38 protein-coding genes are annotated in these 18,117 nt (G+C 70.9%); 1 reads left to right on the top strand and 37 read right to left on the bottom strand.

The window, feature by feature from the left end; genetic code table 11:
- Positions 1-120: 120 nt before the first annotated feature.
- The 24 genes from PKA89_RS10135 to PKA89_RS10020 all read right to left on the bottom strand — a co-directional run bounded on the left by PKA89_RS10135 (position 121) and on the right by PKA89_RS10020 (position 12,161).
- The gene (locus PKA89_RS10135) at positions 121-366 is read right to left on the bottom strand and encodes a hypothetical protein (protein WP_324419131.1); all 246 of its coding nucleotides are present in this window, start codon (positions 364-366) and stop codon (positions 121-123) included.
- Entirely contained in the window at positions 363-911 is a 549-nt protein-coding gene (locus PKA89_RS10130; protein WP_324419130.1) for a hypothetical protein, read from the bottom strand. The genes PKA89_RS10135 and PKA89_RS10130 overlap by 4 nt, the downstream gene beginning before the upstream one ends.
- A 353-nt stretch (positions 912-1,264) precedes the next feature.
- The gene (locus PKA89_RS10125; RefSeq protein ID WP_324419129.1) at positions 1,265-3,031 is read right to left on the bottom strand and encodes a hypothetical protein; all 1,767 of its coding nucleotides are present in this window, start codon (positions 3,029-3,031) and stop codon (positions 1,265-1,267) included.
- 65 nt (positions 3,032-3,096) lie between these two features.
- Complete coding sequence (locus PKA89_RS10120) at positions 3,097-3,489, bottom strand: VRR-NUC domain-containing protein (protein ID WP_324419128.1); 393 nt, start codon at positions 3,487-3,489, stop codon at positions 3,097-3,099.
- Entirely contained in the window at positions 3,486-3,719 is a 234-nt protein-coding gene (locus tag PKA89_RS10115; protein ID WP_324419127.1) for a hypothetical protein, read from the bottom strand. The genes PKA89_RS10120 and PKA89_RS10115 overlap by 4 nt, the downstream gene beginning before the upstream one ends.
- Positions 3,720-3,803: 84 nt before the next feature.
- On the bottom strand, positions 3,804-4,256 hold the full coding sequence (locus PKA89_RS10110) for a hypothetical protein (RefSeq protein ID WP_324419126.1): 453 nt from the start codon (positions 4,254-4,256) through the stop codon (positions 3,804-3,806).
- A gap of 3 nt (positions 4,257-4,259) precedes the next feature.
- Positions 4,260-4,598, bottom strand: coding sequence for a hypothetical protein (locus PKA89_RS10105; RefSeq protein WP_324419125.1), 339 nt, complete (start codon positions 4,596-4,598; stop codon positions 4,260-4,262).
- A gap of 58 nt (positions 4,599-4,656) precedes the next feature.
- Positions 4,657-5,136, bottom strand: coding sequence for a hypothetical protein (locus tag PKA89_RS10100; protein ID WP_324419123.1), 480 nt, complete (start codon positions 5,134-5,136; stop codon positions 4,657-4,659).
- Complete coding sequence (locus PKA89_RS10095) at positions 5,133-5,789, bottom strand: hypothetical protein (RefSeq protein WP_324419121.1); 657 nt, start codon at positions 5,787-5,789, stop codon at positions 5,133-5,135. The genes PKA89_RS10100 and PKA89_RS10095 overlap by 4 nt, the downstream gene beginning before the upstream one ends.
- Entirely contained in the window at positions 5,786-6,001 is a 216-nt protein-coding gene (locus PKA89_RS10090) for a hypothetical protein (protein WP_324419119.1), read from the bottom strand. Before PKA89_RS10090 ends, PKA89_RS10095 begins: the two co-directional genes overlap by 4 nt.
- 22 nt (positions 6,002-6,023) lie before the next feature.
- A complete protein-coding gene (locus tag PKA89_RS10085) occupies positions 6,024-6,485 on the bottom strand; it encodes a hypothetical protein (RefSeq protein ID WP_324419117.1) in 462 nt (153 codons plus the stop codon).
- 5 nt (positions 6,486-6,490) lie between these two features.
- Complete coding sequence (locus PKA89_RS10080) at positions 6,491-6,793, bottom strand: hypothetical protein (protein ID WP_324419115.1); 303 nt, start codon at positions 6,791-6,793, stop codon at positions 6,491-6,493.
- Positions 6,790-7,062, bottom strand: a complete 273-nt coding sequence (locus tag PKA89_RS10075) for a hypothetical protein (RefSeq protein ID WP_324419113.1) — start codon at positions 7,060-7,062, stop codon at positions 6,790-6,792. Before PKA89_RS10075 ends, PKA89_RS10080 begins: the two co-directional genes overlap by 4 nt.
- A gap of 82 nt (positions 7,063-7,144) precedes the next feature.
- Positions 7,145-7,822 (bottom strand): hypothetical protein, encoded by a 678-nt coding sequence (locus tag PKA89_RS10070; RefSeq protein ID WP_324419111.1) that lies wholly within the window; start codon positions 7,820-7,822, stop codon positions 7,145-7,147.
- Entirely contained in the window at positions 7,819-8,079 is a 261-nt protein-coding gene (locus PKA89_RS10065) for a hypothetical protein (protein WP_324419109.1), read from the bottom strand. The genes PKA89_RS10070 and PKA89_RS10065 overlap by 4 nt, the downstream gene beginning before the upstream one ends.
- A 3-nt stretch (positions 8,080-8,082) precedes the next feature.
- Complete coding sequence (locus PKA89_RS10060; RefSeq protein ID WP_324419107.1) at positions 8,083-8,829, bottom strand: hypothetical protein; 747 nt, start codon at positions 8,827-8,829, stop codon at positions 8,083-8,085.
- Between the two features lie 23 nt (positions 8,830-8,852).
- Positions 8,853-9,068, bottom strand: a complete 216-nt coding sequence (locus tag PKA89_RS10055) for a hypothetical protein (RefSeq protein ID WP_324419105.1) — start codon at positions 9,066-9,068, stop codon at positions 8,853-8,855.
- Entirely contained in the window at positions 9,065-9,298 is a 234-nt protein-coding gene (locus tag PKA89_RS10050) for a hypothetical protein (protein ID WP_324419103.1), read from the bottom strand. The genes PKA89_RS10055 and PKA89_RS10050 overlap by 4 nt, the downstream gene beginning before the upstream one ends.
- Entirely contained in the window at positions 9,295-9,693 is a 399-nt protein-coding gene (locus PKA89_RS10045) for a hypothetical protein (protein WP_324419101.1), read from the bottom strand. Before PKA89_RS10045 ends, PKA89_RS10050 begins: the two co-directional genes overlap by 4 nt.
- Positions 9,693-10,007 (bottom strand): hypothetical protein, encoded by a 315-nt coding sequence (locus PKA89_RS10040; RefSeq protein WP_324419099.1) that lies wholly within the window; start codon positions 10,005-10,007, stop codon positions 9,693-9,695. The genes PKA89_RS10045 and PKA89_RS10040 overlap by 1 nt, the downstream gene beginning before the upstream one ends.
- Positions 10,004-10,138, bottom strand: a complete 135-nt coding sequence (locus tag PKA89_RS10035; RefSeq protein WP_324419098.1) for a hypothetical protein — start codon at positions 10,136-10,138, stop codon at positions 10,004-10,006. Before PKA89_RS10035 ends, PKA89_RS10040 begins: the two co-directional genes overlap by 4 nt.
- Entirely contained in the window at positions 10,135-10,638 is a 504-nt protein-coding gene (locus PKA89_RS10030; RefSeq protein ID WP_324419096.1) for a hypothetical protein, read from the bottom strand. Before PKA89_RS10030 ends, PKA89_RS10035 begins: the two co-directional genes overlap by 4 nt.
- The gene (locus PKA89_RS10025) at positions 10,635-10,928 is read right to left on the bottom strand and encodes a hypothetical protein (RefSeq protein ID WP_324419094.1); all 294 of its coding nucleotides are present in this window, start codon (positions 10,926-10,928) and stop codon (positions 10,635-10,637) included. The genes PKA89_RS10030 and PKA89_RS10025 overlap by 4 nt, the downstream gene beginning before the upstream one ends.
- 207 nt (positions 10,929-11,135) lie before the next feature.
- The gene (locus PKA89_RS10020; protein ID WP_324419092.1) at positions 11,136-12,161 is read right to left on the bottom strand and encodes a hypothetical protein; all 1,026 of its coding nucleotides are present in this window, start codon (positions 12,159-12,161) and stop codon (positions 11,136-11,138) included.
- 195 nt (positions 12,162-12,356) lie between these two features.
- On the opposite strand from PKA89_RS10020, the gene PKA89_RS10015 reads away from it, so the two are divergent.
- On the top strand, positions 12,357-12,542 hold the full coding sequence (locus PKA89_RS10015) for a hypothetical protein (protein ID WP_324419090.1): 186 nt from the start codon (positions 12,357-12,359) through the stop codon (positions 12,540-12,542).
- Positions 12,543-12,759: 217 nt separating this feature from the next.
- On the opposite strand, the gene PKA89_RS10010 is transcribed toward PKA89_RS10015, so the two are convergent.
- The 13 genes from PKA89_RS10010 to PKA89_RS09950 all read right to left on the bottom strand — a co-directional run bounded on the left by PKA89_RS10010 (position 12,760) and on the right by PKA89_RS09950 (position 17,937).
- Positions 12,760-12,966: a hypothetical protein gene (locus PKA89_RS10010; protein WP_324419088.1), complete on the bottom strand. Its 207-nt coding sequence runs from the start codon at positions 12,964-12,966 to the stop codon at positions 12,760-12,762.
- The gene (locus PKA89_RS10005) at positions 12,956-13,237 is read right to left on the bottom strand and encodes a helix-turn-helix domain-containing protein (protein ID WP_324419087.1); all 282 of its coding nucleotides are present in this window, start codon (positions 13,235-13,237) and stop codon (positions 12,956-12,958) included. Before PKA89_RS10005 ends, PKA89_RS10010 begins: the two co-directional genes overlap by 11 nt.
- A complete protein-coding gene (locus tag PKA89_RS10000) occupies positions 13,234-13,695 on the bottom strand; it encodes a hypothetical protein (protein WP_324419085.1) in 462 nt (153 codons plus the stop codon). Before PKA89_RS10000 ends, PKA89_RS10005 begins: the two co-directional genes overlap by 4 nt.
- Positions 13,692-14,156, bottom strand: coding sequence for a hypothetical protein (locus PKA89_RS09995; RefSeq protein ID WP_324419083.1), 465 nt, complete (start codon positions 14,154-14,156; stop codon positions 13,692-13,694). Before PKA89_RS09995 ends, PKA89_RS10000 begins: the two co-directional genes overlap by 4 nt.
- 2 nt (positions 14,157-14,158) lie before the next feature.
- Entirely contained in the window at positions 14,159-14,623 is a 465-nt protein-coding gene (locus PKA89_RS09990; protein ID WP_324419082.1) for a hypothetical protein, read from the bottom strand.
- The gene (locus PKA89_RS09985; RefSeq protein ID WP_324419080.1) at positions 14,620-15,144 is read right to left on the bottom strand and encodes a hypothetical protein; all 525 of its coding nucleotides are present in this window, start codon (positions 15,142-15,144) and stop codon (positions 14,620-14,622) included. Before PKA89_RS09985 ends, PKA89_RS09990 begins: the two co-directional genes overlap by 4 nt.
- 76 nt (positions 15,145-15,220) lie before the next feature.
- Complete coding sequence (locus PKA89_RS09980; protein WP_324419078.1) at positions 15,221-15,646, bottom strand: hypothetical protein; 426 nt, start codon at positions 15,644-15,646, stop codon at positions 15,221-15,223.
- 54 nt (positions 15,647-15,700) lie between these two features.
- Entirely contained in the window at positions 15,701-15,952 is a 252-nt protein-coding gene (locus tag PKA89_RS09975) for a hypothetical protein (RefSeq protein WP_324419076.1), read from the bottom strand.
- Positions 15,945-16,697, bottom strand: coding sequence for a hypothetical protein (locus PKA89_RS09970; protein ID WP_324419074.1), 753 nt, complete (start codon positions 16,695-16,697; stop codon positions 15,945-15,947). The genes PKA89_RS09975 and PKA89_RS09970 overlap by 8 nt, the downstream gene beginning before the upstream one ends.
- A gap of 17 nt (positions 16,698-16,714) precedes the next feature.
- Positions 16,715-17,104 (bottom strand): hypothetical protein, encoded by a 390-nt coding sequence (locus PKA89_RS09965; RefSeq protein WP_324419072.1) that lies wholly within the window; start codon positions 17,102-17,104, stop codon positions 16,715-16,717.
- Positions 17,097-17,399, bottom strand: a complete 303-nt coding sequence (locus PKA89_RS09960; protein WP_324419070.1) for a hypothetical protein — start codon at positions 17,397-17,399, stop codon at positions 17,097-17,099. The genes PKA89_RS09965 and PKA89_RS09960 overlap by 8 nt, the downstream gene beginning before the upstream one ends.
- Positions 17,396-17,614, bottom strand: a complete 219-nt coding sequence (locus tag PKA89_RS09955) for a hypothetical protein (RefSeq protein WP_324419069.1) — start codon at positions 17,612-17,614, stop codon at positions 17,396-17,398. The genes PKA89_RS09960 and PKA89_RS09955 overlap by 4 nt, the downstream gene beginning before the upstream one ends.
- Complete coding sequence (locus PKA89_RS09950; protein ID WP_324419066.1) at positions 17,614-17,937, bottom strand: hypothetical protein; 324 nt, start codon at positions 17,935-17,937, stop codon at positions 17,614-17,616. Before PKA89_RS09950 ends, PKA89_RS09955 begins: the two co-directional genes overlap by 1 nt.
- Between the last annotated feature and the right edge of the window lie 180 nt (positions 17,938-18,117).

The raw sequence follows: 18,117 nt of genomic DNA, 5'->3' as shown, positions 1-18,117 counted from the left end.
CGTGAGGGTGGGAGACGATGGCTCGCTCTGCCCGACCCGCGAGGGCCGCGACCGCTTGGTCGAGCTGAAGCTCGGTGTCGGCGTCGAGCTCGACCTCGATTCGGATGGACACGCGTCGTTTCATCGCCATTGGGGGTCTCCGTAGGTGCGGGCGAAGGTAGCGCGGTCGATCTTGAACGCGCCGTTCGGGCGGGGCGAGCTCTCGTAGCGGTAGTAGACGAAGTCGCGGGTGACGCGGGTGACGACGCAGCGGGCCTTGGGGGCGGAGGCGTACTTCTCGCCGGGGCCGGGGCGCCACGTGGGCTCGATGAGCCGCGTGTGGGTGAAGGTGTCACCCACACGCGGCCCGGTGGTGGTCGGGGTCACTGCTGCTCGGCGCGCAGGAGGTGGCGGGCGTAGGCCTGCCAGCGGAAGCCCCACCAGTCGGCGGAGGTGCCGGGGAGCTGGTCGCCGCGGGCGTTGAGGACCTTGCCGAGCCGGTTGGAGTACCACGCCGGGGTCGCGGGTCCACCGGGCGAAGCCGCGGCCGGGTTGCGGTTGCCGTAGTAGTCGAGGCTGTCGAGCATCCCGAGAGCGGCGCTGCGGGCGTAGTTGTCGATCGGGGCGGGCTGCTCCGGGCGCACCGAGACGTGGCCGTACCGGTCGAGGTGGGTGATCGGGCCGAAGTGCTCGGCCTCCCACGCGGCGTGCTCGCGGTCGCTGTCGTTCATGCCGCAGAAGGCGCAGGTCCAGACGTTCCACGTCTCGACGACGGTCCAGCCCTCGGCGACGTGCCGCTCGTAGGCCTCTGAGCCGACGATCTCGGTGGACCTCTCCGGGTTGAAGAGGAGGCCGGTCATGGGGTCCCGGCGCTCCTCGGCGTTCTGGAGGGTCGCCTTCTGGAAGGTCTTCGGTGCGGTGCTGGTGGTCACGGGTTCCTCCGTCGGTTGGGGGCCCTTCGCTCGGCCCGACCCCCTCATCATGGGGCCAACCTGCGCGTCTGTCAAGGTGCTTGACCTATTAGGCGCCGACGCGCTCCTCTGGGTCGTCGTCGCGCTTCCTCGGCCCGCCGATGTGCTGGGGCCCGAGGACGCAGTTGGACTGCGCCTCTCGCTCGTCGGTGAGGGTTCGTCGGCATCGGCGGCAGTACACCTCGACGACACCGACCTCGACCGAGGCCGGAAGGATGAACTTTCCCCTGCGCGCTACCTTGGCAGCGGCGGATCGAGGCACTGACACCTCGGTCGCGGCTACCCAAAGGTGTTGCGGCACAACGGTTCTCCTTTCATCCGAGGAACCTGCCTCGCTTCTTCTTCTTCCGGGTGACCGGCTCGTACACCGACAGGAGGAGCGCCTCAGCCCGGTCGGGCGACTTGATCCCGCGCTCCTTCATGCTCTTCTTCGACTCGACCACGGTCCGACCCGACGCGTTCGTCGAGTAGGTCGGCGCCGAGAGTTGAGCCTGCGTCCTAGTGTCGATGTCGAGCGTCCACGCGGGGATGCCTGCCGAGTCGGGCGTGAGGAGCTCGCGCCCGTTGAGCCACAGCTCGTCGCGCTTGCGGAAGGGACGCCACTGCGACTTCGGGTTATCCGGCCGGTCAGGGTTCTCGGAGACGTTGACGCGGATGATCGTCGCGCCGTGGAGGCCTTCGCTGCCCCACGCTTCGAGGATGCCCGCGACACCCCAGCCGACACCGATCGAGTCGATCTTGACGTGCACGGGCCGAGGAGACCCGAGCGCGGCGTTGAGCTGCTCCGCGGCGTGGATCTCGTGGAGGACCTTCCCGGCGACGTCGGTGGAGTTCTCGTTGGACGAGCCCGACTCCATGAGCCGGATCCGGCCGATGCCGCCCTCGTCGCGGGCGATGACGAGCTCGTCGCCACCGTCGGCGGCGACGTCGACGCCGAGGCGGATCCACGAACCGATGCGGGGCTGGTCGGGGTAGGGGCGCCCGTCGCGGTCGAGCGACGCCGGTGCGGCGAGGAGCTCGCTCTCGTCGGGCTCGAACATGCCGAGCGCCTCCATGCCGCACTCGACGTAGCTGGAGGGGATGGTGCGGGCGGAGCCGCCCTTGGGGAACCCGGCGTCGACCTTGGCGATGACGTACGGGGCGTCCCGGCCGTGCTCGCGGATCGCGTCGTCGATCCACGCCTGATCCACGAGGTGCTGCCCGAGCGAGTGCTTCGGCACCTCGGCCGGGCAGGAGCGGCAGACGACGTACTCGCCCTTGACGGCTGGGGAGTCCCACGCGCGCAGCTTGATCGTGATGGTGTCGGTGCGGGCCGGGTCCTCACCGTTCATCGAGCCGCCCTCGAACCACGAGCCCTCGTTGTCGGTCGGCGGGTTCCCGATGGCGAGCATCCGGGCGTCACCGGTGAGTAGGTTGCGCGTCGAGGAGCCGATGGTGGGGCCGATACCACCGGCCTCGTCGACGACGAGGAAGAGGCGGGGCGCGTGGATGCCCTGCATCGCGGCCTCGTCGTGCTCGGGGGCGGTGAAGCCGTAGGCGACGTCCATCATGACGCCGTCCTTGTTCGGCATCCTCCACTGGAGGGTGTCGCACTGCCCGGGGAGCTGGGCCTTCTTCTGGAGGCGCCGGACGTGGGGCCAGAGCTGCCGCTGGACCTGCCGCATTCGGGTCGCGGTGGTGACGGTGACGCCGGTCCCGACGGGCCACACGGACGCGAACCACGCGACGGCGCCCCCGGCGACGTGGGTCTTCCCGAGGCCGAACCCGGCGGGCACGAAGACCTGTTTGATGCCGGGGGTGACGAGCGCGTTCAGTACGTTGCGCTGCCCGGTCCAGATGGTCTCGCCGAGGACGACCTCGTAGAAGCCGCAGGGGTCGTCCTGCCACATCGCGTAGGTGGAGCCGCCCTCGCGCTTCGCGACGGCCATGAGCTGGGCCATGTCGGCTTGGTCGAGGGTGAGGAACCACTCCTGCCGGATCTCCGGCGGCATCGACATGAGGTCGCCGAAGAGGCGCGCCGCGAGTTGCGACGTCACCCCCACGGTCTCGGCCTCGCGGCCTGCCTCAGCGATCACTCCCACACGCCAAAGGGTAAGCGGCTACGCGTGGGGCTGGTGGTGACCTGCGGGGATCCGCGGGCCGGGTGTCAGCGGCGGGTGATGCGGGAGCGGCGGCGCTTCAGCTCGTACCGGGCGATCTCCTCGGGGGTCGGCGGCGGCGGCAGCGCGCGCGGGGCGCGCAACGAAGTCCGGGACGACAGCTCGCGGGTGATGTGGTTGGGCCAGTCGTCCAGCGTCCACACGTCGGCGTCGGCTCCGGCGTGGCGGAGCTGGTGGAGCCACCGTCGCTGGGGGACGGTGACGGCCGACGGGCGCGTGCTGATCTTCAGCTCGCGGTAGATGATCCGGCCTCGGACGAGCACGAGGTCGGGGAAGCCTTCGACCGAGTTCCGGGAGTCGTGGGTGTGGTACCCGAGCCAGCCCAGTGTGGTCGCGGCCTCGATGATCCAGCTCTGGAGGTCGGCCTCGCTGGGGCTCACGCGCTCGGACGCTCCGGCTTGCTGAACCGCTGGGCGACGGCTGAGCGGGTGATGCCGATGGCGCGGGCGACGTCGGCGAAGGTGGCGCCGTCATTGAGCATGGACTGCGCTGCCTCGTCCATGACGGCCCGGATGTCGCGGACCTTCTCCTCGGTGGGCGCGAGAAGCTTCGCCGCAGCGCGGGCGCGCTTCTCGGCGTCCTTGATGTTCTTGACGCGGGCGATGCTCACTGGGTGCCTCTCAGGGGTGGATGTGTAGGTGCTTACGGTGATGCCCCGACGGTAGCTCACCGTCGGGGCATCCGGGGATGCCGGTCAGGAGGCTCGACGCTGCTCGCGGGCTCGCGCTGCGCGGCGGCGGTCCCACTCCTTGGCGCCGATCTCCATGCGGTAGTCGACGGGCTGGGGGAGGTTCTTCCGGCGGGACATGCGGTGGTAGTCGAGGCAGACCTCGTCGGGCCACTCGCGGGGGTCGGTCGGTAGCGCCGGGGCTGGTGGCTCGGAGCTGACCGCGAGGAGTGACGGCTGCATGTAGGCCTCGGCTGGGGTCTCGTCCCACGTCACCCACGCGAGGAGCTCGCTGGGGGTGCGGTCGGGGTCGACCATGGCGGCGAGGACGACGCACAGGGCTGTCCGGTGGTTCGGGTCGAGGTCGGCGAGGACGCGGGAGACGCCGGTGATGCCCTCGTCGTGGACGGCGCCGACGAGGCGGGCCGCGACGGGGACGAGCGCCTCAGCGAGGTCGCCGAGTGCTTCGGGGGTGGGCATCCGTCACGCGGCGCGGCGGCGGCGGTTGCGCTGGACGAGCCACTGCGGGTCGTCGCCGTGGACGGCGACGCACCTCGTGAGGTAGTCCCGGGCGTCGGCCTCGGTCTCGACGAGCTCGACACCGAACGGGAGGTCGGGCTCCCACGTCTCCCACCCGAAGGGGGCAGTCTGCCGCTGGAATACCCAGCCCCACCGGGACCCGGTCCACTTCGCTCGCCACCCCTTCCCCTTGGTGGTGAGCATCCGGTGGCCGTCGACGCGCTTGTCGTCGATCTCGTCGGTGACGCCGAGGGCTTCGAGGATGTCGAGCTGCTCGGGCAGGGCGGTGGTGGTGGGTGACATGGCTCGCTCCCTGTCAGGTTGGTTACGGATCTTGTGTAGCACCTTGCGGGTCAAGGCGCTACTCGACGGGCGGTGTGTTGGTCGAGAGGTCGAGGAGCTCGGGGATGAGGCCGCTGAGCCGGGTGGCGGCGACACGCAGGCCGTGCTCGTCGGCAGGGTCGGTGGCGGCGCCCGCTTCGGTGGCGAGCTGCTCGGTGAGCTGGTGGAGCCGTCCGGCGGCGTCGGAGGACCACGACGCGCGCCAGAGGTCCTCGGGATCGGGGACGACGGTGAGGTCGGCGTCGAGGAGGAACACGGGTCGCAGGCCGTTGTCGACGAGGAGCTGCGCGAGCTGCTCGAAGTTCTCCCGCAGCTCACCCTCCGGCTCCTCGGCGAGCCGGATCGCGGCGAGCTGCCCGGGCCGGTACTCGGGGAGGGTGGCAAGGACGATGTCGACGACCTCGTCGACGGTGACCTGCGTGAGGTCCTCGTGGCCGTGCGCGTAGAGGTGCTCGCGCACGGCCACGCGGGCGGCGGAGGCCCGCGGGTCGGCGGTCACTGCCCGGCCTCGATCTGCGGGATCGCGGCCTCGCCGGTGCCGAGCTCGCGCACGTCGACGCGGTACCGGTCGGCTGCCGCCATCGCCATCGCCTCGATGTCGGCGCGGGCCTTGGTGACGACGTCCTCGGTGTGCTTGGTGATGGAGTCGGCCGCGAACTGGAGGTTCGCCGGGAGGTTGCCGACGGCGATCGCCAGCGCCCGCACGTTCGCCTTCGTCGGCTTCTCCTGCACGGCGGCGAGCTTCTCCTCGACGTCGGCGAGGGCCCGCTTGGCTGCGGTCCGGGTCTCGGCCGCGGTGAGCGCGAGCCGGGCACTGAACGGGGCGTCGGGGACCATGTAGTCGCCGTCGGCCACGCGCAGCGTGCACGAGGACGGCCCGGCGCCGATCGAGGAGACCATCTGCGCCCACTGGGCCTCGCTCATCGAGACCTCGGCGACGACGCGGCCCTCGTGGATCCAGTCGCGCTGGAGGTCGCGCTTGCGGGTCGCGTGGCTGATGGTCAGCGTGATCGTGTGCTGGTGCAGCGTCTCGGAGTCGAAGAGCGGCCGGGGGGCGCCCTGCGCGCGGGTGACTCGGATGCGCCCGTAGGACGGGTGGGTCTCGTCGCCGTACTCGTCGAGGGTCGGCTCGACGGTCTTCCGCAGGCTCATCGGATGACCCACGATCCGCGGGTGGTGCCGACGGCGTCACGGATCCGGCCGCGGTCGCCAGCGAACTGGTCCCCGGCGACGGCCGCGCCGAGCTCGGTGCTGTCGGTGCCGAGGTCCTGCGCGACGGTCTGGAGCATCCGCGCGATCTCGGCGACGGGGTCGTCCGCGATCGCGGGCCCGTCGAGGTCGATGGTGACGATGAGCTGTGCCATGGGGTGGTTCTCCGTTCGGGGGTCAGAAGGTGGAGCGACGGCAGGTCGCGTTCGTGCAGTCGCCGCGGGACTCGGAGTCGCCGTCGGGGAGGGTCTGGTACCAGCGGTCGAGCGGGGCGCCACAGGGGCACGTGTCGGTCCGCGGGCCGGGGTTGACGGCGATCAGGCGCCACTCGGTGGCGTGGATCGGGCCGAAGGTCGCCTCGGTCGCCCACGCCCCGGTCATGGCGTCGACGAGCTCGACGTAGCTGGAGCCGCGGTAGATCTCGCTGCCGTCGTGGGCGCGGGTCGCGACCCAGTCGCCGACCGCGGTGCTGGAGTCGGCGGGGAAGGGCCCGGCGGCGGTCACGACGCGGATGGCGGGGACGCCCTCGACGAGGACTTCCCAGCCGCCCTCGACGGGCGACATCCACGGCTTGTAGCCGTCGCCGACGAGCTGCGCGACGAGGTCGCCGCCACCGGGGGTGGTGAGGCCGACGGACATGGGGGTCAGAGCTCCTTCGCCATCGCGACGATCGCGGCGGCAGTGATGTCGAGGGCGAGCCCTCGGAACTGGGCGGCGCCCATGATCCTGCCCCGGCGGGGCAGGACGCGGGCGACGCTGATGGCGTCGGCGGTCACGACGACGCGCAGGATGGTGTCGGCGCCGGGGTGGTGGACGTCGAACGAGGCGGTCGGGTCGGCGGAGTCGGTGACGTTGGCGCCGGTGGCGGTGACGAGGCCGCGGAGGCGGCGCTCGTGCATCCCGGCAGCGGCGTTCCAGTGGGACTGGGCCTGCTCGGTGGTGGTCATCGCACGAGCTCGGTGTCGGCGTCGAGGAGCGCGATGACGCGGGTGACGGTGGCGGAGTGGTCGACGACGAGTTCGCCTGCCGCGGGCCACTGGTCGAGCGGAGTGCCCGGTACGACCGCCATCGCAGCGGGCTCACGGTGGTCGCGCTTCGACGTCGCGCCGACCGAGCCGGTGACCCGCGCCATGGTGACTGCGTTGCGCGCCTCGGCGAGGCAGTCGTCGCAGTCCTCGTGGAGGAGGTGGGTGATGGCCCACGTGCTGTTCGCCATGTCGGGTTCCTTCGGTTGGGGGCCCTCGCTCGGCCCGTCTTCGCCCATCATGGGGGACGGCCCACGGTTGTGTCAAGCCACTTCACATTTCCCGTCGGGGGAGGCGGCAGCGGCAGGTCACGCCCATCCCGTACGTGCCGCGCACGAGGACGAGGGAGGTCCACCCGTGGGCCATGCACGGATCGACGAGGTCGTCTCCGGGCTCGTGTACCTGCGGGCCGTACCAGTTCGACCCGTACCACGGCGAGCCGCCACCGGCCCGGGTGGGCACGGTCTGTCCGCACGGCACGCACAGCCCCACCGATCGGGACCCGGGGATCTCGACCCAGAGGTGCTGGTTGATCTTCCCCGAGCCGGGGCACACCTTCGGCGGGTCGATGTGCGGGGTGAACAGGAGCTTGACCCCGTCCTCGACGGTGACAAGCTCGCTGCCGTGCCCGGCGCCGATCGCGCGGCCCTCACACGTGCCGCAGATGGGCTCCTTCTGAGGGAGGTCGTCGACGCCGAGGCCGCGGCTGGAGAACGTGGTCGTGCCGCACCAGTGGTGCCACGCAACGTACTCGTGGCGCAGCACCTTCCCGTCGTCGTCGATCAGCGCGTCATGGCGGGCAGCGGCGCGCAGGCGGTGCCAGCGAGTCGCCTGCCGGGACCGGACGTAGCGGGGTCCGGTGGTGAGGACGTCGTCGTGCGTGACGCGCCCCGCACCGAACCCTCCGTAGAAGGGGCTCTGCCCGAGCGGTAGGAGCGGGACCGGGCTCACGACTGCGGGAAGCCGGGGAACGCGGCCGACGGACCGACGTGGTAGCTGCCGCGGAGCAACTGCTCACGCATCGCTGCCCCGCGGTCGGCGCGCTCGGCCGCGAGCCGCAGGAGGTCCGGCGCCAGCCCGGCCATGTGGTCGATCGCGGCGCGGAACTCCGGGCTGGTCTGGTACCGCGTCGGGTAGGTGTCGTCGAACTGGAGCAACGCGGCGACGAGGCGAGCGTTGTTCTCGGCGGGGTCGTTGATCTGGACCATGGTTCAGCCCTCCACGACGACGCGGACGAGCTCGACGGTGGTCCAGACCATGGGCTGCTGCTCGCCCTCTTCGTCGACGACGATCGCGGAGTAGATGGAGGACTGGGCGCCCTCGCCCTGCCGGATCCGCAGGACCCGGGCGATGCCTTGACCGTGGGTGTGCTTGTCGCCGAGGAGCGCGCCGAGGCCTCGGTTGGGGCAGGGCTTCGGGTAGAGCACGCCCATGCCCTCGCGGACCTCGTCGGCATAGATGAGCCGGTTCGGGATCCGCTCCGGCTCCTCGTGCTCGGACTTGGTTGCGCGGGCCTCGGTGCGGGCGCGGGCGGAGTTCAGGAGCGCGGGCTTCCCGTCGTCGAGTTCCTCGACGACGTCATCACCGAGGTTGACGGGGATCGCCGTGCCGGTGGCGGGGTTGTAGAGGAACGCCTGCGCTTCGCCGTCCTTGGTCCCGTCCATCGCGAGGGCGAGGTTCGGCCGCTCGGTGCGAGGGTGGGCGAAGCCGCCGACGGGGACGGCAGTGCAGTCCTCGCTCGTGCAGCCGCCCTGCGGGGCGTACGGGCAGGGGTCCCACTGCTCGGCGGCGGCGGCGAACGAGTCGCGGCGGAGCTGGACCTCGCCGCGACGGTCGTCGTCGGCGCTGAGGACGTCGAGCTCCTCGTCGTAGAGCTTCGCGGACCGGCGCAAGGCCTCGGGGTAGGTGAGGTCCTCCCCCGGGGCGGCGTCGATGACAGGGGTCAGGATGTCGGGCATGGCGGGTTCCTTCGGTGGGCGGGTCAGACGCGATCGGTGAGGCCCCACTGGGTGACCTCGGTGCGGTCGGCGTGGCCGACGTCTCGGACGGGGACGAGCTTCGCGGGGGCGCCGAGCTGGGCGATGAGCCAGTCCTGCACCTCCTGCTCGGTCGCAGCTTGGAAGACGATCGGCTGCGCGCCGACGGTGGCGGTGAACAGGCGCCGCCCGTCGGGGTTGACGTGGACGATGTCGCTCATGAGTCCATGACACCACCCTCGTCGTCGGGGAGGGTCTCCTCGTGTGTGGCGTAGGCGGTGCCCTCAGGGTCGTCCTCGTCGGCGCCGTCGCGGCGGATGAGGACGCCTGTGAAGCGGGGGTGGGTGTCGATGCCGATGACGATGCCGCGGAACCAGTACCCGCGCCGGGCGGAGCCGATCCAGACCTTCGCGCGGGAGCCGACGGTGACGGAGCTGCGGGTCTCGCTCACATCCGCTCCTCCGCGTCGAGCCACTGTGCTCCCGCGGCGTAGCTGCGGAAGTCCTCCCGCATCTGCACCGGCATCGCCTCGATCTGATCGCTGGAGCCGCCAACGACCACGACGGAGCCGCCGCGGATCGCCGGGACTCCGAGGAGCCGGAAGGTCGCGTACACGGCGTGCATCGCGGCCTTCGAGCGGGGCGTCTTCGTGTTGGTGTTGATCCGGACGCCGATCTTGCCGGGGGAGACGTGGTCGAGGTACGCCGCGAGGAACTGCCCCGGAGTGGGCCACATGCCGTCGACTCCGACGAGCGGCTTCCCACGGAACCCGCAGGGGTCGCACTCAATGCCGATCTCGCCGTCGTACCCGAGGGGGACGACGCGGACGTCGTGCTGGGTCGCCATCACGCACCTCCCTCGAAGACGGTCGCGAAGTGGGTCATCACGAGGTCCTCGGCCCACGCCATCCGGGCGTCGACGTCGTGCTCGATGACGAGCCGCTGACGGAAGTCGCGGCCGGATTCCCACAGGATCTCGCGGATCGCGGCCTCGCACTCGCGCTTCGACGGGCGGTTGCCGCGGGCGTCGTCGTCGGCGAGGTAGCCCTTGGCCGAGGCGAGCGCGACGACCATGGCGTGCCGAGACAGGATGTGCTCGACGACGATCTTGGTTGCGGGCCCCTCGTCGGAGGTCGGCAGCGTCGCGCGGCGGAAGGTCACGACTGCTCCGCCGGGATGTGGCACGAGCACATGCACGTCTCGGGGTCGCGCTCGTCCTCGGTGTAGCCCGTGCACCGCACGTGGTCCCCGATGTCGCAGCGTGACTGGTCGAGCGTGGGTTCGTTCGTCACGACGTGCTCCTTCCGGGGGCGACCTCGATGCTCAGGCCCTCGTCGTGCTTCCAGTGCTTGGTGACGGTGAACCCCTCTTCCTCGATGAGCGCGATGGTGGCGGTGACCTCGTCGTCGGTGAAGTTCCACAGCTTCCCGCCGCGGCGGGTCTGGCTGTAGGGGCTGTGGTGCTGCACGGAGAGCCAGCCGCGGTGCCCGTCGACGACGACGTCTCGGCTGGGCCGGTCCGTGCCGGGGGCGCAGGCGTCGCCGTGGTGGCTCTCTGGGACGGTGCGCTTGCGGATCTCGTCGAGGGCGTTGCGGATGCCCTCGCGCTGGGCCGGGGTCGGCAGCTCGGGGCGACGGCTGAGGTTCAGCTCGTCGATCTGCTGCTCGATCTCCCGGGCTCGTCCGACGAGCCGCTGCCGCGTCTGCTCGTACTCCTTCCGGATCCGCTCGTGCTCGGCGACGAGGTCGAGCACGTCCTGCGGGCCTCGGTTGATGAAGATGCGGTCGATCATCGGGTCGCCTCCCGCATCTGCGCGACGGCCCACCGCTTCAGCATGGAGCGGGCGAACGAGACGTTCATGGCGGGCACGATCGTGCGGCCGATGATGCGCTCGACGAGCTGCTGCACGGCCGGGTCGATGAGGTCGTGGGTGGGCTCGACGTTCGGTGTCGAGGGCAGGAGGGCCGGGAGCTCGCGCTTGAACGTCTTCCCGGTGGCGACCTCGTAGGCGACGATGTCGTCGCGGGTGGTGGCGTCGTGGATGGCTGCGTCCCGCAGCGCCTTCTCGGTGACCGTGGTCATCGGGGTCCTTCCGTTGGGGGTCCGCCTCGCTCGCGGACCCGATGACGGACACCATAGACCATCTTCGGCGCTCGCGGTCAAGGGTCTACACATTCGGCGGGTCTGCGGGGTGCTCTACGCTGTGTCGTGCGAGAGGTCAACGGTGGGCCGACGCAGAGGGCCCCAGCTCGGAGACGAGCTGGGGCCCTCTTGGTTGCGGGGGGCGGGTCAGAACTTCTTCGACCCGTCCTTCGCCTTGTTGAGCCGCTCCTGAAGCGCCATCACGGCGTTGCTGCGGGGGTAGGACAGGATCTCGTCCATCGTGGTCCCGAGGTGCCGCTGGAGCGCCGCGATCGTGTTCGACGGCCCGGCGTTGCGGGAGAGGTTCGGCAGAATGCCCTTGCCGTCGACGACGAGCTTGCGCCCGTGCTTGTCCCGGCGACCGGCCGCGTTGAGGTAGACCTGCACCGCGGCGACGAGCTCGGAGCGGGGGTAGCTGATGACGCTGTCCGGGGTGGTGCCCATGACGCGCTGCCACTTGGTGACGGTCAGCGGGCCCATGCGCCCGTCGATCGCGAGCTTCGCCGAGCCGCTGCCGCCGGGGTAGGTCGGCGTGGTCGGCTTCGGCACCCCGTCCTTCAGCGCCTTGCGGAGCCGGTCGAGGAACTCGGCGTACGGGAAGGTGTTGTGGCCCTTGTACCAGAACGGGTCCGACCGCTGCGAGGGGTTGAGCACGTGGTGGTCGGTGAACCCGACGGCGAGCTCCTTGGCGATGAGCCAGTCGATCTTGTCGCGGTCGAACTGGTACTCGATCGGCCAGCCGTAGTGCTCGACGCGCGGCGCCCAGTAGATGACCATGTTCGTCATCACGGCCTCGCGCCACGCCTCGCCGATCGCAGCCCAGTTCGTGGTTCCGCAGCCGATCTCCAGCGACACGAAGGGGCTGTTGAACGAGTGTCCGGAGACGCCCTGCGCCCACGCGGTGTAGTCGTCGGGGAGGCAGTCGACGATGCTGTCGCTGTCGAGGATGCCGGTCCACGAGGCGTCGACCGTGGTGGTCTGGCCGTAGCGGATGGTGCCCTCGGCGGAGGTGTCGGGGGCCGACTGGTCGGTGACCCCGGCGGTGATGTGGTTGACACCGCCGAGGATGGGGAGGTTCCGGGTGGGGTGCCACTTCCGGTTGGCGAGGAGCGGGTAGTTCGAGACCGTCTTCGGCTTCGTGGGGTCGAAGCGGTACGCGGCGGGTGTGGACATCTGCGGCCTTTCGGTGGGGGTCTGCGGTGGAGCTGACGCGACCCATCCTCCTCTCTCGGGCGGACTGGGTGGGGTGAGGTTCCGGGGTGCCCTGCCGAAGCGAGTTCAGTCAAGTGGCTTGACAGGCCCATGGGGAGGTCCCACTATGGGTGTCGTCAAGGCCCTACACCAACCCACCGACAAGGAACCCCGGTCATGAACTCCCTCACCCGCCCCGGCGACTACAAGCACCCCGTCACCCCGAGCCGCACGGCCATCGACGCCACCGCGCAGGCCGTCGACGCTGCCCGGGCTGCCCGCGTCAACGGCGCCGACGAGGACGAGTGCAGCCGCATCTACGGCGAGGTCTACGCCGCCGCCATGCGCGAGGGCGCCCTGTGAAGCGCCACGGGCTGACCGTGGCCGACATCGAGCGGCGCCTCCACCCCTACGCGGGGCGGCACCGGGACGATCGGTCCGTGCCCGTCCTGATGCGCGGCGTCCGACACCCCGAGGACCGGGCCATGTGGGAAGGCGTCATCGACGAGAACTTCACCCGGGTGTGGCGGTGCGGGCACCGGCACACGTCCGAGCTCGCTGCGGCTCGGTGCGCTCGCCGTCAGGCGTCCTCGACCTCGCGCAGCGTGTAGTGGTCCTCGTTCAGCCGGAGGCCGCAGTTGCCGCACCGGTGGAACTGGGACGTGATGGCGTAGCTGAGCGGCCCGTCGGGGAGTGAGCCCATCGGCTCCATGCCGGTGATGACCCGCACCGGGCGGTGCTTCGCGAGGCGCCACCGGCACCGCGCGCGCCACAGGTCACGAAGCACGCTTCCCGCCCTTCGGCTCCGCGCGTTTCGTTGCGACCCTCTGGACGACGATGCCCTGCGCAGCGGCAATCCCAGCGACCGTCGTCGGAGAGACTCCGACAGCCTTGGCGACCTCACGCTGTGATCCTCCCTTGACGAGGAGCTCTGCGATGGCGTCGTCGCGGATCTTCTTCACGGTGGCGAGGGCGTCACGTCCTCGATCGAGGAAGCCCTCGGACTCCTTGGCGCGCGCGGCAGGGTCGGCGATCTTCTTGATCTCCTCTGGGGTCACTGCGGGGTTCCTCTCTTGGTCTCGTTGCGACGGATGCGCTCCCTGCCGGTCTGCACCGCGAGCGTGAGCTGGCGGCACAGGTCGAGCGCGTCGTCGAAGCTGAGGTAGGCGGTGGCTGTGACGTCGTCGCCGCCGTCCTCGACCCGCAAGCGGATCGGGTACGGGTCTGGATACTCCTCCGACCCGGGCGGGTGGAGGGATGGGTCGCCGACGGCGAGCCCGACCGAGACGGCGTCGATCCCCGCGTCGGGAACGATGGTGCCGACGAGCTGCTCCCACGGGCCGTCGGGGAGCTCTGGGGCTGGGTCGATGATCCGCAGGGCGCGTTCGAGGCCCTCCGCGAGTCGGCCGGAGTGCGTGCGGCGGTCGTCGAGGGAGTGTCGGGCGAGCTCGTCGCGCAGGGACTTCGTTGCGGACCGTCGGCCTTGGACGTAGAGCGACCTCGCGTAGCCGTTCACGCGGCACCCGGCCCGGCGTGCTTGGCGACGTTGGCGCCGCACTTCGCGCACTCGGCACGGACGACGCGCCCGTGGGGGAGGAGCTCGGTGAGGAGGAGCTCGCGGTCGTTGTCGGTGATGGCGCCGAACTCGAAGCGCAGCTCGACGGTCCCATCGTGGCTCTCGGCGGAGACGACGTTGACGATGCGGTCGCTGTGCCGCCCGATGAGGCAGGGCAGAGCGGATCGGGGGATGAGCCAGCCGAGGATGCCCGCAGCGACGGTGGCCGCGAAGAGCATCCACAGCATGGTCGGGCCGTAGTGCTCGTCGATCGCCGCCTCGGCGAAGAACCCGAGGACGAGGAGCGCAAACCCGATGGTCTGCCACCGGTTGATCGACAGCTTGGTTGCGCGTGGCCGGGCGGAGCCGACTGCGACGAGGATGCACCCGGCGAAGTAGAGCGCGTTGTTGAGGTACTGCACGGTCAGCTCCCTACGATCTGGAGGAGCTCGGACGGCATCCGGCCCTCGACGTACGCCTGCTCGACGAGCGGCGCGACCTCCTCGCCGACGGTGCGGCCGGAGGGGAGCACGGTGGCGTGGAGGAACTCGTCCTCGAAGGTCGCGATGCCGGACTGGACGACCTCCAGCTTCGCCTTGATCGCGAGGGCGAGGCAGCGCCAGAGGCGCTTCTCCTCGGCGATGAGCGCCGCCTCGCGCTGGACGGTGGTGCGGTTCTTCCCAGCGGGGGTGCGTGCGACGTCGTCGAGGGTGGGGGCGGGCACGGCGAACCGGACGTTCCGGTCGTGGGCGCGGAACATCACGAGGTAGCGGTTCTCGTCCTGTCCGAACGCGAACCCGGTGGCGCCGTAGGCGGTGAGGGTCTTCCGGATCTCGCTCTGGGAGCTGGAGACGGAGACGGTGGTGCCGTCGGCGTAGCGGCGGGTCACGGGGACTCCTCGCGGGTGGGGTAGGTGATCGGCTCGGACAGCGTGACGAAGGACATGGGGAAGAACGCGTCGAGGAACGCCTGACGGCTCTTGGGGTACGGCCAGTAGGGGTTGTCCGGGTCGGGCTCGCCGATCGGCCGCGGCTCGTCGATGACGACGTCGGCGGGGATGACGACCCCGAGCTCGTCGAGCACGAGCCCGGCGGTCTCGCACGGCCACGCGATGGGGTGGTCGCCGTTCCCGCAGGCGACGCAGTCGCGGCGGTCCCAGTCGCCCTCGCCGTGGTGGTGCAGACGGAGGAGCCGCGCGGTCAGGTCGTCGCCCGTGGAGTGGACGGCCACGCGCGAGAGGAACACCTTGGTCTCCTCGTGCGCGGCGACCTGCTCGGCGTGGAACCCGACGAGCCGGGCCCGGGCCGTGGTCACCTCCTCGGGGGTGGGCTGCTCGAAGCCGTAGCTGAGCGCATCCTCGCGGGAGATCCGCATGGTGAAGCTGTTGCGATGGAGACTGTCGTCGTCCACGTGCCGCACCCCTTTCTCGCTCGGTGGTGAGTGCGTTGCTCACAGTACCGAGCGCGGGGGTCCCCCGGGGATGGGGTTACGGGCCGGACTCCAGCGCGGTGACCCGCGCGGCGAGCTCGTCGAGCTGCGCCTTGGTGGCGTACTCGATCGGGAGCGCGTTCTCGGAGGCCGTGGTGACCTCGTCGGCCGCAACGAAGATGCCTTCGACGAACGGGTGGAGCGCACCGTCAGGGTCGGTGAGGGTGACGATGAGCCGCCCGGTCCACCACTCCCACTCCTCGGTGGTCGCGGCGGGGATGTTCAGCTCGACGCGCCCGTCGGCGGCGAGGGTGACGTGCCCGGAGGCGGTGGTGAACGAGGCGAGGGTCCGGCCACGGAGGTCGGTGAAGCGGGCCTCTCCGGACCACGCGGAGACGTCCTCGGGTGCTGCCTCCGTGGGGTAGGTCCATGCCAGCGCGACGTCCTGTCCGCGCTGGATGGTGACCTCCACGAGGTAGCTCATGCCGTTCAGCGTAGAGAGCGGCCGGGCAGTGGGTTGGCCGCGCGCCGGTGTCTGCTACGACTGGGGCGGGTGGTGCGCGTAGAGCTGCTCCAGCCAGACGTCGAGGTCGTCGGCGAGCTGGACGTAGCCGAGGTCGCGGGCCTCTTCGATGTAGGCGGAGAGCGCGGCGAGCGCGGCTGGGTCGTGCTCGGGGTCGAGCACGAAGTACCGGCAGTCGGTGTGCTTCTGGGCGGGGTCGCCGTCGGCGCGCTGCACGAGGTACTTGCCGTAGAGGCCGCGGTTGAGGTCCGGGTCGGTGTCAGCCATCTGGGGTGTCCTCCGGTAGCGAGTTCTCGTCGATGTAGGGGTACGAGCACCGGGGCTGGCGCTCGACGTGGGTGAGGATCCCGCGGCGGAAGTGCACCGGGGTCTGGCACATGGAGCACCGCAGGCTGGGGGCGTACCGGGCGAGGACGGTGCTGGCCCTGACGGCTCGCTGCCGGGCGGTGGTGAGCTCGTTCTGGGCGCGGATCCGGGACGAGACGGCGGCGTCTCGTTCTCGGAGCGCGACGACGAGCTGCGCGGCGGTATCGCCGTCCTCGGCGGTCCGGATCCGGGCCTCGGCGCGCGCGGCCCGCCGGAACGCCTCGACGGTCGCGCTGTAGGGCAGCTCCTCCGGGGTTTGGTTGCGCGCGGCGCGGCGGCGCACGGTGGTCGCGGTGGGGGTGACCTCGTAGATCCCCCAGTCGGCCGGGATGGGGTCGTCGGCGTGGACGAGGCCCTTGGGGGTGGCGAGCCAGAACTCGTGGCACACGGAACGGATCGGCTCGGACTTGCGGAGGTCGTCGAGCTCGTGCTTCAGGTCGGAGCGCGAGACCTTGATCTCGACGCCATGGCGGAGGTGCCCGCCCGAGCGCCATGCCTTCACGAGGAAGAGGTCGGCGCGGCTGCGACCACCTCCGGGGTAGAGCGAGAACTCCTCCAGCGCAGCCCACTCGGGCGGGAGCTGGGCGTGGCCGTTGAGGCAGCCGTACCGGCGGCGGACGCCGTCGGCGACCTCGGTAGCGGTCATCTTGGGTGCGGGCACGGTCACCACCGGGGGCCGGTGCGGTTGACGTGGATGTCGACGACGAGCTGGCTCCCGTCCGGGAGGGTCAGCGGCAGCTTCACGTCCTCGTTCTCGCTGAGGGCCTCCCCGACGAGCTGGGCGGACAGCATCGACGTCACGCCGCTGATGCTGCGCGGCAGGGGCAGCCGGGGCGGGTCGACGTCGGTGAGCCACTCGATGGCGGCGGTGTCGAGCTCGTCGGCCTCGCGCCGGTAGAGCTGGGCGACGTCGTGGTAGCCCTGCTCCTCGACGGCGTCGGCGCGTGCGCGGAAGCCCTCGGTGAAGCTGCTCAGGTCGAGGTAGACCTTCCCGTCGTGCACCGCGGCCTTCAGCGGCCGGACCCCGGCAGCGTCGGGGCGCTCGTCACTCATCGCGTGGGCGGAGCGCCGGGGGCACGGTGACGAGCCCGCTGGCGTCCGGGTCGGGCGCGAGCCACGCGACGTCGGCGAGGGACTCCTCGAAGTTGGCTGCACGGATGGCAGCGATCTGGAGGTGGGCGTTCGCGGCGAGGAGGTTCTCGACGTAGTCCTCGTGGAAGCTGTCGCCGGTCTGCGGGGTGACGCTGAGGAACCACAGGCCCCTGCGGTAGTGGTCGGCGGCGGTGAGGACCACGTCCTCGCGGGGGAAGTCGACCGGCAGGTCCGGGGCGTCGATGGGGTCGCTCATGGCTGGTCCTCCCGGGGCCAAGCTTCGGGGTCGGTGACGTAGCTGATGGCGCCGTCCCACTGGTCGAAGTGGAGCCCGTCGCCGACGAGGTAGACGCGGCCGGGGATGGACGCGCGCCACGAGAGCTCGCTCTGGGAGAGGGGGTTGCGCCGCAGGATCGGCGGGGTGGGGACGCGCCGGACGACAGCCTTGCGACCGGTGTAGGTGGTCGCCATCACGGGGCCTCGATGTAGCGCCACTCGATGCGGGTGACGAAGTCGGAGGGGCGGATGCCCTGCGGCTCGAAGAAGCGGCGGATGAACTCGTCCGGGCGCATCCCGGGGTAGCCCTCGCGCTCGACGTCATCGGCGGTGAGCTCGCTGAGGGGCTCGCGGCGGATGTCGACGATCTCCACGTAGCCGAGGGTGTCGGCGGTCTCGCCCTTCTTCAGGCCCATCGTCTTCGTGACGAGGTGGAGCCGGTCGCCGACCTTCGCCATGGTCCAGCCCTTGCGTCGGGTGACGGTCTTCTGGCGGGCGATGACGGCTTCCTTGGTCATCGCGCAGGACATGCGTCGCATCGGGTTCTCGCTCTCCCCGTGGTGGCCGGTTCAGGTGGCGGGGTCGGCCCGGGACAGGGTTCCCAGCTCGGGGACCCGCCTCCGCTCTTCCGGGGCTCCGGGGGGGTGAAGCTGCCGGTGGCGGAAGGGGATCTGCGCCGGAGCCGGGAGGCACCGGGT

This window comes from Phycicoccus sp. (assembly GCF_035325325.1).
GTDB lineage: Bacteria > Actinomycetota > Actinomycetes > Actinomycetales > Dermatophilaceae > Phycicoccus.
The sequence above is the reverse complement of the archived record's forward strand: the minus strand, read 5'-3'. Positions and strand labels throughout refer to the sequence as shown.